This is a genomic window from Sphingobacterium cellulitidis (assembly GCF_043187465.1).
Lineage (GTDB): Bacteria > Bacteroidota > Bacteroidia > Sphingobacteriales > Sphingobacteriaceae > Sphingobacterium > Sphingobacterium cellulitidis.
Window position 1 is genome coordinate 2,033,698 of sequence record NZ_CP171136.1, and the last position, 13,665, is coordinate 2,047,362.

Sequence of the window (13,665 nt, forward strand, 5' to 3'; positions counted from 1 at the left end):
TCTGGTATTTTCTTAGTCGATTTGAGGATAAGGCGTAAAATCAGCTTCGTAGTGATTCCAAATTATATTGGCGATTTTCTTGGTCAAATTCTCAGCTGCATTGCTCTTTGTCCAGCTTCGATCTTTATTGTTGTTGGTGAAAATAGAGAATATAAAATCACCATGTGGAGCATTTACCAGAACCACCTCGTTCCGTGATTCATCCAATGAACCTGTTTTGTCGATGGTACTTATTTCAGCCGGAAATTGAGATAATGATCTTTCATTGTAAAATTGGTTCTTTAAGAATCTATACATTTTATCTGAATGTGCAGGAGAAACTACTTTTCCATTTCTAATAAACTCATATAGATTTGCCATTTCTTTTGGCGTAGTTTGCCCCCAACCATATTTCTTCCAAATATCTTCTCTACCCACAGTTCTGGAATTCACTTTTGTATTGGTCAATCCCAACTGATCCATGATTGGGTTAATGGCTTGTCCACCTCCAGCCAATTCCTGACACCAAATGGAAGTCACATTATCACTATAACTTAACATCAAGCCAATGAGTGTAGAAAGATCAGTTTCTGTACTGTCTTTGAAAAATTGCATAAGACCTGAACCGCCATAAGCCCTCGAATCTCGATACAAAAACTTTTGGTCTAATCTTAATTCCCCATCTTTTATTTTCTGAAATACCCCCACTAGAATCGGAACCTTAACCACGCTCGCGGTTGGAAAAATACTGTCTGCATTGATGTTAACTTCTTTATTTTGCTTTAAATGCTTGACATAAATACCCACATCCCCTTGGAAACCTTCAATAGCTTGATTGATTTTGGCAGCAAGCTTTTTATCAGTTTTTTGCCCATGTACCTGTGATACAATAAATAAAAAAATAATACATAAACTGGTTAGATTCTTCATGGTAAATTTTAATTTTATTATAAAATCGAAGATAAAAAAATAATAAGGGATAATTAAAATACAATCAAATACTATGGATTTATTTATGATTGTGATTGGTGGAAAACCGGTCGGAAGGTTTACCGAACAGCATGATGTATTCTTTGGAATTGCAAATAACTTGAAAGATTTGGTTCCTCAAATGAATGAATTTTGGCCTGCATTGGAAGGTAAAATGCATATTGATTCCTGGAGAAAAGTATCTCAAGTAGCCACGCATAAGATTGCGGTTTTACCAAAATCTGAATCAAAGTTAGCTGATTCAGCAAAATTGTTTTTTGTAAATCTAGGTGGTTATAAACCCAATGACATGGAGGAATATCATTATAAGCAATTAGTGGTTGCGAAAGATTTAGCTGAAGCGACAAAAGTTGCTAAAGATACAGTGTTTTGGAAACATCATGAATCATCCCATATCGATGATAAATACGGAATTGATGTTGATGATATCTATGAAGTTTCGGATATGCTCAGTGCAACGTTAAAAGACAAATATCAAATTCAGATTGTACTTCATACGGAAGGGGTAGAGGATCCCTTGGAAGTGGGGTATTTAAAGATCAGTAAATTGATGGAACAAAATTTACAGTAGGGTTAATACCCTACTGTAAATCTTTTTTTAATAAACTTCTTATTTTCAATTTCATCCACAATCGCTACTGCTAAATCTTCAACGGAAATCATGGAATGCCCATCATGATCAAATACAGGATGATCAGTTCCAGTTCTGTATTTTCCAGTTCTACTTCCTTTTGCAGATGGATTCATTTCAATGGCAGGACTTAAAAAAGTCCAATCCAATTCATCTTCACGCTGGATAATTTCATAAAAATCCGCAGCTGCCAAGGCACCAGGTTTTATTTCCTTTGGAAATTTAGGATCGTCAACAAGCCTATTGTCATTTTCATCCAAGAGACTTCCTGCACCTCCAATGACAATGAAACGCTTTATTCCAGTTTCCTTTAATTCTTTTAAGATATGTCTGGATCCTTCTAAATAATCATCATAAATCTCAGGATTAGTCCAGCCTGCATTAAATGCCGAAATCACCACATCATTACCATTTAATGCACTTCCAAGACTAGTGTCATGCATCACATCCATTTGTACAGCGATTACATTCTGTTTATCCTTGATGTCATCAACATGCCTTGCGATGGCAGTGACTTCAAAATTCCGATGAATAAGTTCTTCCAAAATATGAGAACCAACATATCCTGTTGCTCCAATTAATGCTACCTTCATAGTATATACTTTTTGATTAAAAAAAACAGGTTGGGTTTCCATTAATCACGGATTGCCAACCTGTTCTTATACAATTTATATGGTTAAATGTTTAATTCAAATCCAATAATTATTGCTTGATTGGCTCTGCTTTGTTCTTTTTGAACTTCGCATAAGAATCAATAATATAGGCTGTTAAATCTTCTTTTGAAGCCTGTCTGATAAATTCATAAGTTGGTCTGTATCCATCTTTAAATAGAAGAAGTTCCTGTTTCTCCATTGGAATCAATGAAAGGATTAAATCGTTTGTAAATACACGATCCACATTTCTTTGTTCTCTTTCTAATTCTAATATTTCAATGGAAGCTCTGGCTTGTTTAGCTTCTTTGCCAAATAACCTGGATGGTGAAACCCGTAGACCTCCTCGAGTAGGGCTTGTTTCTGCAGCCTTGCTGTTGTTCTTTGCACGCTCAATCTCTCGCGTTAAGCGGCTATCTGTAATTTTTGATACGACGACCTCATCAATGGTAATCGTACTTTTATCATTTACAAGATAAATCCTGGTAATTCCTTCCTGATAAATGAAGGCTGTATCACGGTCATAACCGCGGACCATTAAACTTAAATAATCATTAAGCTTACCCGGAATGGTAAAGTTTCCTTGTAGATCGGTTTTTACCTCATCATTTGTCCTTAAGTTCTTGATCTGTACTTCCGGTATTTTTTTACTGGTTTCCAAATCAAAAACTATCCCTTTAATTTCCTGCCCAAAGGAAATAGTTATGTTGCCCAAAAACAACATAACTATTAACCATAAATTCTTGTTTATCTTCATAAATTATTTTGATGTCCAGGTATTGTTGTCCGGATTAATATCAGGATAAACATTGTCTGGATCTATTTTAACGCTTGAAAGCTTTTCTGTAGTATTCAAAACAAATTTCCAAGTTGTATTTCTTTCCCAAACTTCAACTGGTAATTTTTTTCTTACTTTCTTGCCACTTACTGTTGTAGCTTCCACAACTACAGGCATTGCCATTTTTTGTAGGTTTTCAATACTGATTACTGCACCTTTTGCAGGATCTAGTTCAACATAATTAACCTCGGTTATTGCTTGATCCAAAGCCCAGTTGTTTTGGAACCAGCCTCTCCAGAACCAATTTAAATTTTCTCCGGTTTCATTTTCAATGGTACGGAAAAAATCATTTGGAGTAGGGTGTTTATATGCCCAATAATCAATGTATTTTCTAAAAGCAGCATCAAACCTTTCAGGACCTAATACTTCATCTCTTAATAAACGCAATGCAAATCCTGGTTTGTAATATGCCAAAAGACCAATATTACGCTCTTTCATGCCTTGTGGAGAAACCATAATGGGTTCCAAATTCGGATGCATCAACGCTTTGGCCATCGCATTTCTATCACCCATTCTTCTGAAGTATTCACCATTATTGAAGGCTTCTGTGGAAAGGTCATTGATAAAGGTGTTGAAACCCTCATCCATCCATGCATAAAGACGTTCATTTGACCCTACAATCATAGGAAACCAGATGTGTCCAAACTCATGGTCCGTAACTCCCCATAAACTTCCAGCTTTTGCCTTGCTACCACAGAATACAATTGCTGGATATTCCATACCACCTACATTGGAAGCCACATTGACTGCTACTGGGTAAGGATAATTATGCCATTTCTTCGAATAATATTCAATGGATGCCTTCGTATATTCTGTAGATCTTTCCCAAGCATTTCCACCATTACTTTCTTTCGGATAAGCTGATAATGCCAAAGCAGTTTTACCTTCCTGAAGATTCATTTTTGCTCCATCAATAATAAATGCTTTGGATGATGCCCAAGCAACATCCCTTGCGTTTTCTAAGCGATATTTCCAAGTCAGGGTAGATTTGTTGGGTCTAGAGTTCTTATTGGTAACCTCATCTTGAGAACGAATAATAACCGTCTTATCACTAGCCTTAGCTTTGTTATAACGGTCCAACTGTTCCTTGGTCCAAACTTCTTCTGGGTTCAATAATTCACCACCTAGAACAACAATATGGTTTGCTGGAGCAGTAACCTCAATGTTGAAGTCTCCATATTCAAGATAAAATTCACCTGGTCCAGAGTAAGGTAGTGTATTCCAGCCGGTAATGTCATCATAAACAGATACTTTAGGATACCATTGAGCAATTGCATAAATGTCCCCATTCTCAGTTGGAAGGATTCCCGTTCTATCAGCTCCATATTGTGGAACTATATAAGAGAAGTCCATGCTGATCTCCGTTTTACCGCCATTAGCTGCTAATGGAGTAGGGAGGTCAACTCGCATTCGGGTATCATTGATACTATATTTCACATCTTTCTTTCCGCCACCGGTTACATTGGAAATACTGTAACCACCGTTGAAGTCAGAGCTAGAGTCTCCGTATCGACTATTGGTCAATGGAACAACTGCTTGTCCAATCGATTTTTGATTAAATAAATTCTGTTCCAATTGTAGCCAAATAAAATCCAGTTGGTCAGGACTATTATTGGTGTAATGGATTTTTACAGTTCCCTTTACCTCATGGGTTTTATCATCAAGGCTTACTTTGATATCATAGCTAGCCGCATTTTGCCAGTATAATTGCCCTGGTTTTCCGGATGCCGAGCGATATACATTTCCATTGGTCGTGTAGAACCCAGGTTTGAAGGCCTCTTTGTAATCATATTTACTTTCAACCTTTTGAGCAAACGTACTTTGTAAAATACCTGCTTGCGCCAGTAATAGGCCTAAGGATATTTTAATAATAGATTTATTCATGCTTCGTTTATAATTTAGATTTGTATTCTTCTTCATCAAAACCTAAAATGATGCCCTTAGGGCCTTCGATCAAAGGTCTTTTAATCATGCTATTATTGGATAATAATGCTTTATTCGCGCTTTTGGAGTCTTTGACGGCAGCTTGATCCTCTGGACTAAGTTTTCTCCAGGTCGTACCTTTTTTATTCAATAATTGTTCCCAGGAGACTTCTTTCTCCCACGATTCTAATTTTTCAAGTGTAGCTGGTTCTTTTTTATAATCATGAAAAACAAATTCTTTTTTGTTTTCTGTTAACCAATCGATGGCTTTTTTTACTGTATTACAATTTTTTATACCGTATACCTGAAGCATATTTAATAATTATTTGAATGAATATATTCAGCTAAAGATATTAATAAAATATTTAATTGCTATTGGATTAGGAAATGGAAGGGGGAAAAGTTCTTAGTGTAATTTTTACACTATATTCTTTGAAGTAACAAAAAAACTTTATCTTTATTGATATTTATAAAATTTAGAAATTATACTATGAGCCTAAAAGATTTCAAAGGAGTTTTAACTGGAGATCAAGTACAAGAGCTATTTGAGATAGCTAAAGAGCATAAATTCGCATTACCTGCGGTAAATATTATTGGTACAGATTCTATCAATGCTGTGATGGAAACAGCAAAGAAAGTGAACTCACCTGTAATCATTCAATTATCAAATGGTGGTGCTCAATTCTATGCTGGTAAATCATTAAACAATGATAAACTACAAGCATGTATCTTGGGTGCAATTTCTGCTGCTCAGCACGTACATTTATTAGCAGAACATTATGGTGTTGCTGTAATTTTACATACGGACCATGCTGCTAAGAAATTATTGCCTTGGATTGATGGTTTATTAGATGCTGGTGAAAAATTCTTTGCTCTTCATGGCAAACCTTTGTTCTCTTCTCATATGTTAGACCTTTCTGAGGAACCATTGGAAGAAAATATTGAGATTTCTAAAAAATACTTAGAGCGTATGAAACCTCTAGGTATGACTGTAGAGATTGAATTAGGTGTAACTGGTGGTGAAGAAGATGGAGTTGATAACTCGGATGTAGATAGCTCAAAATTATATACTCAACCTGAAGAGGTGGCATATGCATTTGAAGAATTATCTAAAGTTTCTGATAAATTCACTGTAGCTGCAGCATTCGGAAACGTTCATGGTGTTTACAAACCAGGAAACGTAAAATTGCAACCTGTTATTCTTCATAATTCTCAAGAGTATATCCGTGAGAAATTTAATCTTACTGCTGAGAAACCTGTAAACTTTGTATTCCATGGTGGTTCAGGTTCTTCACCTGAAGAAATCGCTGAAGCAATCTCTTATGGAGCGATTAAAATGAATATCGATACGGATATGCAATGGGCATTCTGGGATGGCGTTAGAAAATACGAGGCTAAAAACCATGATTACCTACAAGCGCAAATCGGAAACCCTGAAGGTGCTGATTCTCCTAATAAAAAATACTATGACCCACGTGTTTGGTTACGTAAAGGTGAAGAAGCTTTTGTTGAACGTTTAGAGCAAGCTTTTGCTGAATTGAACGCAATCAATGCTAATGATAAATTGTAATTCTTTTTAAAGAATTAACCGATACAGAAGAGCTGTTCCTATGAACAGCTCTTTTTTTGTGCCCTAAATTTTCTAATTGCAGAATTCTGATCTACTATTCCTTTTTTCTCTATATAGGTACTTCTATATTCATTTAGCAATACAACAAGGCAAGATCCCTATATTACCGGAATTTCTCCTCAGCTTCTACGGATTTCGGTCGGACCTTGTTCGAGTTTTTGCGACCAATATCCGAAGAATGTCCGAAGAAGGTCCGGTTGATATCCGGTAGATCGTAGAATTAGATTGGAGAATGGAATGGATTAAAATCTTATTAATCCCAGCGGGATTTTTCAGGTTTGTCTGAGAAAAGGGTGGAACTGTTAATTATAATTAAATATGTGATTTGCGGGTACTAAAATGAGTAGATTGGACGTATATAATTATAAGGATGATGTAATAGTGCTAGAGCTGTAAGAATGTAAAATAAGTCAATTGTAAAATTGTCTGTTATCACATATTTTACGATTTATTATCCTTAATATTACATTAAGAAGCAAATGAAGATGTATAAGGAGCGATTTATTAATTATTTAAAATTTGAAAAGCGATATTCTGAGCATACTATCATTGCATACGAGCGTGAGATCACATCGTTCTTACATTTTTTGGAAGTAGAGGGTTTACAGTTTGAAGAGGTTGATTATCGATTTTTGAGGTATTACTTTTCGACTTTAAAGGAGCATGGAAAAGAAGCGACATCTGTAAACCGTGCGATCTCTTCCTTGAAGTCATTCTATAAATTCTTGATGCGGGAGGGATTGATCAGTCAGAATCCTATCACCTTGATCAAATCTTTAAAAACAGCCAAGAAGTTACCGGTTGTTGTGGAGAAAGACAAGATGGTTAGGTTACTGGAGCAGATGAATTCCGGTTCGGGGGAATTTGAGGAAATCAGGGATTTTATTGTATTGGAACTATTATTTGGAACTGGTATCCGTTTGGCGGAATTATTAAAAATAAAGGCGGAGGATATTGATTTTTATAATAAAAAAATACTTATATTCGGAAAAAGGAGCAAGGAGCGTTTTGTTCCGATTCACCAAACATTAGTGGATGAATTGAAAAAATACCTGGAATTAAAGAAAGCCAAGAATTTTGAAAACAATTCATCGGAATTGATCGTTAGCAAAGAAGGGAAGGCAGCATATCCTAAACTGATATACCGAATTGTTAAAAAATATTTAAGCAGTATAACTTCCCAAAAGAAACGTAGTCCGCATGTATTGCGGCACAGCTTTGCGACAGCCCTGTTGGACAACGGTGCAGATTTAAATGCCATTAAAGAATTATTAGGTCATGCTGGGTTATCGGCAACACAGGTTTATACCCATAATTCAGCTGAACGATTAAAATCAATTTATAAACAAGCACATCCAAAAGCTTAAAAAAGGAGGAAAAATGAACATTACAGTGCAATCTATTAAATTTAATGCTGACAGTAAACTAATCGAGTTCATTAAGAAGAGAACGGAAAAATTAAATCAATTCTTGGATAACATTATCGAAGGAGTATGTTACCTCAGGCTTGAAAACGTAGAAGATGAGGCGAACAAAATAGTTGAACTTAAATTTAATATTCCTGGTAATCAATTGTTTGCCAAAGCACAAGCTAAAAGTTTCGAAGAAGCAACTGATATTGCCATCGAATCTATTAGACGACAGATTAACAAACACAAAACCAAAACAAGAACTAATCTAAGTAATCACAAAGAAGTATTAAATCAAGAAGAAGAATTTTAATAACAATATTTTAATCACAAGAAAGGCTCCAAAATAAGGAGCCTTTTCTTGTTGCAAGATATGAGATGTGAGATTTTAGATTTGAGATAGTAGAAAATAGATATGAGTATTGAGATTTGAGTATTGAGATAGTAGAACTGCTAGGTAAGGGGGCTAGATATTTTGAAAATTGATGTTTGGCGACTTTATTTCAGACTTTCTATCACACATAACATATCCCACATCTCAATACTAATAACTTCTTTCTTCTATCTCAGATCTCACATCTAATATCTCACATCTAATTTCCTTTTTATTTGGAATAATTCTTAACAATATTTAGATTTGTTCCAAATTGAAATAAGCGCATGATTTGTCCATTAGCAAACTTTGAAGAAATATTCCAAACGGAGAGTGGGGCTGTATACCAATGTAGCCGTAAAAACTGTTATTGGTTAGATTTTCAAGGAAGTACTACTGCCTTTAAGGTTCGGGATTTCTTTGCTTTTAAGAAGAGGATTGATTCGATTGATATCGAGATGATGTTGAATAATTCTTCCAGAGCGTTTGATTTTGAGATTGTTATGCCGTTTAGAACCGATAGTATCTTTATTCTATCTCCACAGGATATCCTTAAGTTAAAGGAGATTTTATCGGGTGCAAAATTTATGATAGAGCTAAATAGTGAGATAAAAGCTTGCCTTCAGTCGAAAGCAATCCTAGCAATTTAACTCTCTTTATAATTATATTGATTCTAAATAAATTAGCTATTTTTCTAGCTAATTTAGACTGAATTTGTATTGCATATTTTTCATACTAATTTTTTCTTTTCCCTTTATATTTGTAGAACAGAAATCAACATAAGGTTTCTCAATGTTATTACATAAAAAGGAAAATTTATTATGAAAGATTTATTGAAATTAAAAACATCTATCTCCGAAGAGATTGAAAACATATTGAATGCACAAGTAAAAATCGAAGCACATTCATCAGCATTATATTTAGCAATGTCTGCATGGTGTGATGATCAAGGTCTTGATAACGCAGCAGATTTCTTTGCTAAGCAATCAGACGAAGAGCGTACACATATGTTAAAGATCTTCAAATACATCAGTGATCGTGGTGGTCGTGCGATTTCTCCAGAAATCACGAATGTACCTGTAGATTTTGAATCCTTCAGAGGAGTATTTGAGCAAACATTAGAGCAAGAAATGTTCGTAACAGAGCAATTCAACAAAATTGCTGACAAATGTTTCAAAGCAAAAGACTTTGTTACTTTTAACTTTATCCAATGGTTCTTAGAAGAGCAAGTAGAGGAAGAATATGTTGCAAGACGTATCCTAGAATTGTTCGATGTTATTGGTGAAGAAGGTACTGGTCGTTGGGAAATTGACCGCCATTTGGTGAAAGTTACCTTTGACGGCGAATAATATTTTTTAAAAAAAATAAAAAAGGGGCTAAAATGTTATTTTAGCCCCTTTTTTTTATACAATTATTTTCAGTTTATACGTTTTATAAGTAAATTTCAGTTTATCGTAAATTAGTGGATTTTAGAATGCCAATTTAGTCTATTGCTCTGTGAGAAATTACTGGTCAAGTATGCTTATTTTGCTTTTTACATTTTTAGGTCTTCCGGAGCTACAAGCTCAAGTTGACTTGAAAACTGTTGAAGGTGTTGTCGCAGATAGCACTGGTTTAGGCATTAAAGGCGCTTCAGTAAGATTAGTTAGCCATTTAGACACCATGAGCGCCATTACCGATGAAAATGGCTTCTATAAATTCAATAATGTCAAAGGGAAAAACCTTAATATTTCCTTTAGCATGCTTGGATTTCAGATCATTAACAAGAGTGTGGCAACCACTATTTTTATTAACAGGATATTGATTCCAAGGGTAACCCTCTATCCACAGTCTACCTTAATTCCCGAAGTTCGTGTCGAAAAGATTATTCCAGTCATTGATTTAGGGGATACCATACAGTTCAATATGCGGGCATTTTCTTTTCCGGAGCATTCCTTATTGGAGGAAGCGATAAAAATGCTACCTGGATTTCAGGTGTTACGGGATGGGACAACCTATTATAATGGACAATTGATTCGGGGAGTACGTGTGGACGGGAAGAAGTTTTTTAGTGGGGATTTATTAACAGCAACCCGGAATTTACCATCGGAATTTGTAAAGCAGATCGAAGTGATCAATGATTATGGAGATCTTTCCACCGCCAAAGGAATAAAAACCACGGAACCGGAAAAGATTATCAATATCGTTTTACAACCTGATAAGAAGCGGATAACCTTTGGTCAAGGAACTTTAGGGGCCGGAACGAGTGATCGATTTATTGGTAGTTTAGGGATCAATAAATTCAATGATGGACAGGAGATGTCAATTGTTGGGTCCATTAATAATACCAATACCAGTTTATTTTTATTTGGATCTCCGGATGGTGCCGGCGGTAGAAATACGGATCTTTCTGAAGTCGGTGATTTTTCGGATCCCAATGATGGTTTGAATAAATTAGGTTCAATTGGGATTTCCTTCACCGATAATCTCGGGGAAAGAGTGAGTATTAATGGAGGATATTCCTATCAGAGCAAGTTCAATCTTACTGAAGGTACTTCCTTGTTGACTTCTTCCTATCCAGGATATAATATCCATCGGTTTGAAAAGTATACCAATAGGTCCTATGATAATATGCATACCTTCAATTTGGAAATGAATGCTAAGTTCAAGAACAATGATGTATTAAAGATCAGTCCTAAATTTTCATATAATAGAGAATACTTTTATAACCATAGGAGTACTGATTTAACAAATCGTAAAATCAGGGATGAGGGAAATCGCCAAGACACTTCCATCAATAGTAAACCATCGGCGGATATTTCGATGTTATACTCGAAGTATTTCAAGAAACCAGGTAGAAAGTTGGTTGGAGATTTGAAGCTAAATTATCAATCCTTAACCAAGGATGATGTTATTTCTGAATATTATAAGCGTTTTGATTCGACTGGAGTAATTCCGACACAGAGTCGCTATGAGCAGCGCCAATTGGTTGATGCGCGAAACGATGGCTCAGGATTAAAAACCTCCATATCCTATGTGGAGCCATTCTATGAACATAGTTTATTGGAGATTTTCCATGATATGGATATTACCAATATTGAGGCAGTTCGAACGGTGCGGGATCCATATTTCTTAGGTGGAGGTTATGTGGATTCCTTGGCGATGAATTATGCCTACCAATTTAAGAGTTTTAAGACAGGCTTGAATTATCAGTATGAACCCAATAATAAATTTAGGGTCAATATGGGGTTTTCAGTTCAACCGGTTAATCTTTCAGGACGTGTAAAAGGAGATTCCACGGAATATAAATACAACAATGTCAACCTGGTGCCTTCGACCACAGTTCGCTATAAGTTTAGCAATGATTTGGAGCTAAAGGTTGCCTATTTAGGAAAGAATATCCAGCCTACGTTTCTGCATATTTCTCCAGTGCGAGACAATTCCAGTTCACGGAATATTATCGTTGGTAACCCAGCATTGAAGGCTGAGTTTTCCAATCAGTTTTCGACGACTTTAAGAAAGTTTGTGCCAACTCGAGGACAATATTTTCAGACGGATTTTGCCTATACTTTTATTGCAAATAAGATTGTTACTGCAAAACGGGCTATTTCAAATGAGACCATTCAGGAAACTACTTTTGAAAACACAGATGGCTATTATGATATCAAATGGTATTATGAGTTCAATTCTCCAGTTTTCTCGGATGTTTTGAACCTTGGACTATCAGGAAATGTAGATTATTATAATAACCTATCGTACATCGATAGCGCAAAGAGTACCACTAAGCAAGTTCTGTTTAATCAGAATGTTCAATTAAGGTACTTACCGAATGAATATTTTGAATCAGTTTTTAATACCAATTATTTCTTGAACAGGGCGACTTATGAATTGCCATACAAAAATAAGATTGCAGCGCATTCATTTTTATTGAGTTTGGCTGGACGTGGGTATCTAACGGATAAATTTGTTATTGGTGCCGAGGTCTCGCAGAAATTCTATAATGGTTATGTAAGTGAATTGAGTGATGTAAACCCAACAATTATCAATACCTATTTAGAATATAGTTTTTTAAAGAATAAAGCGGCCTTGATCAGGCTTCAGTGTAATGATATTATGGACCAGAATAAAAACGTGGGAGTTATGACCTCCTATGTAGGGAATGATGTCTTTGAATCCAGGAACAATCGACTTGGTCGATATTTTATGTTAACCTTTAATTTGAGGTTGCAAACTTATCCTAACAAATAGATGAAAGCAGCAGTAATGAAAGGCTTTGGTGGGCCGGAAGTGTTTGAGATAGAAAACTTAGAGGACTTGATTCCGAAGGGCGAAGAGGTATTAATTGAAGTTAAGGCAGCTGGCATTAATCGTCCCGATGTATTTCAGCGAAAAGGGAATTATCCAGCAATGGAAGGTGTTCCTCAGGATATTCCGGGATTGGAAGTTTCTGGTATTATTCGTTCAGTTGGGCCATCAGCTCGGAGATTTAAGGTTGGGGACTCGGTGATGGCCTTACTTCCGGGCGCTGGTTATGCTTCGCAGGTATGTGTTTCAGAAAGGGTTTGTTTACTGAAGCCTAAAAACCTTTCCTTTGAAGAGGCAGCAGCCTTACCTGAAACCATATATACGGTATGGAATAATCTTTTTGAAAGAGGAGGATTACGAAAAGCTGACCATGTTTTGATTCACGGCGGAACAGGAGGTATCGGTTCCACAGCTATTCAATTAGCTAAGAGTTTTGGTGCAATGGTGTATACAACGGTCGGTTCTGAGGAGAAGAAAGTAATAGCTTTAGAACTCGGTGCAGATATTGCCATTAACTATAAGGAAGAAGATTTTGAGAAGGTATTGAAAGATTTGGGTGTGGATGTAGTATTAGATAGTATAGGTGGAGAATATTTCCATAAACATCTGAATATATTGAATGAAGATGGTCGTTTGATCCAGATCAATGCAGTAGCAGGAGCCAAGGTCGAGTTGAATCTTTTAAGGCTGATGCAGAAACGGATTTTATTGACCGGGTCGACTTTGCGCAGTAGGGATATTGAATTCAAATCCAGGTTAACCAAAGAAATTGAAACAAATATTTTACCTCTTATTGAAAAAGGGGAGCTGAAGCCAGTGTTAACAAAAATCTATCCCTTAGAGGAGGTTGTAGCGGCACATCGCGATTTTGAGAGTTCAGAACAGTACGGTAAAATAGTGCTCAGAATGGAAAGCTAAATACTTTTAGCTGTCTATTTTGTGATTTATTTTACTATAT

At 35.9% G+C, this 13,665-nt stretch carries 13 protein-coding genes; 8 read left to right on the forward strand and 5 right to left on the reverse strand.

The genetic code is table 11. From position 1 onward, the window contains the following. Positions 1 to 12: 12 nt before the first annotated feature. Positions 13 to 909, reverse strand: coding sequence for a serine hydrolase (locus ACF3OC_RS08940; protein WP_094282583.1), 897 nt, complete (start codon positions 907 to 909; stop codon positions 13 to 15). A gap of 73 nt (positions 910 to 982) precedes the next feature. Between ACF3OC_RS08940 and ACF3OC_RS08945 the strand changes: the two genes are divergently transcribed. Then, the gene (locus ACF3OC_RS08945) at positions 983 to 1,540 is read left to right on the forward strand and encodes a DUF1543 domain-containing protein (protein ID WP_094282584.1); all 558 of its coding nucleotides are present in this window, start codon (positions 983 to 985) and stop codon (positions 1,538 to 1,540) included. Between the two features lie 2 nt (positions 1,541 to 1,542). Here ACF3OC_RS08945 and ACF3OC_RS08950 read toward each other — a convergent pair whose 3' ends face one another. From ACF3OC_RS08950 to ACF3OC_RS08965, 4 genes are all read right to left on the reverse strand, one after another. Next, positions 1,543 to 2,193, reverse strand: a complete 651-nt coding sequence (locus tag ACF3OC_RS08950) for an NAD(P)-dependent oxidoreductase (protein WP_094282590.1) — start codon at positions 2,191 to 2,193, stop codon at positions 1,543 to 1,545. 109 nt (positions 2,194 to 2,302) lie between these two features. Further along, positions 2,303 to 3,007: a carboxypeptidase-like regulatory domain-containing protein gene (locus ACF3OC_RS08955; RefSeq protein ID WP_141202122.1), complete on the reverse strand. Its 705-nt coding sequence runs from the start codon at positions 3,005 to 3,007 to the stop codon at positions 2,303 to 2,305. 3 nt (positions 3,008 to 3,010) lie between these two features. Then, on the reverse strand, positions 3,011 to 4,972 hold the full coding sequence (locus ACF3OC_RS08960; protein WP_094258165.1) for a M1 family metallopeptidase: 1,962 nt from the start codon (positions 4,970 to 4,972) through the stop codon (positions 3,011 to 3,013). Between the two features lie 7 nt (positions 4,973 to 4,979). Then, a complete protein-coding gene (locus ACF3OC_RS08965; protein ID WP_094282585.1) occupies positions 4,980 to 5,324 on the reverse strand; it encodes a Spx/MgsR family RNA polymerase-binding regulatory protein in 345 nt (114 codons plus the stop codon). A gap of 177 nt (positions 5,325 to 5,501) precedes the next feature. Between ACF3OC_RS08965 and fbaA the strand changes: the two genes are divergently transcribed. The 7 genes from fbaA to ACF3OC_RS09000 all read left to right on the forward strand — a co-directional run bounded on the left by fbaA (position 5,502) and on the right by ACF3OC_RS09000 (position 13,625). After that, entirely contained in the window at positions 5,502 to 6,581 is a 1,080-nt protein-coding gene (fbaA, locus tag ACF3OC_RS08970; RefSeq protein ID WP_094258022.1) for a class II fructose-bisphosphate aldolase, read from the forward strand. A gap of 539 nt (positions 6,582 to 7,120) precedes the next feature. Next, on the forward strand, positions 7,121 to 8,008 hold the full coding sequence (locus ACF3OC_RS08975; protein WP_306427062.1) for a tyrosine-type recombinase/integrase: 888 nt from the start codon (positions 7,121 to 7,123) through the stop codon (positions 8,006 to 8,008). Between the two features lie 13 nt (positions 8,009 to 8,021). Continuing rightward, a complete protein-coding gene (gene hpf / locus ACF3OC_RS08980; RefSeq protein ID WP_094258021.1) occupies positions 8,022 to 8,363 on the forward strand; it encodes a ribosome hibernation-promoting factor, HPF/YfiA family in 342 nt (113 codons plus the stop codon). A gap of 347 nt (positions 8,364 to 8,710) precedes the next feature. Next, positions 8,711 to 9,073, forward strand: a complete 363-nt coding sequence (locus tag ACF3OC_RS08985) for a DUF6686 family protein (protein WP_094282587.1) — start codon at positions 8,711 to 8,713, stop codon at positions 9,071 to 9,073. Between the two features lie 171 nt (positions 9,074 to 9,244). After that, a complete protein-coding gene (locus ACF3OC_RS08990; RefSeq protein ID WP_094258019.1) occupies positions 9,245 to 9,772 on the forward strand; it encodes a ferritin in 528 nt (175 codons plus the stop codon). A 169-nt stretch (positions 9,773 to 9,941) separates the two neighbouring features. Then, positions 9,942 to 12,650: a TonB-dependent receptor gene (locus tag ACF3OC_RS08995; RefSeq protein WP_094282699.1), complete on the forward strand. Its 2,709-nt coding sequence runs from the start codon at positions 9,942 to 9,944 to the stop codon at positions 12,648 to 12,650. After that, entirely contained in the window at positions 12,651 to 13,625 is a 975-nt protein-coding gene (locus ACF3OC_RS09000) for an NAD(P)H-quinone oxidoreductase (RefSeq protein ID WP_094282700.1), read from the forward strand. The last annotated feature ends 40 nt before the right edge of the window (positions 13,626 to 13,665 follow it).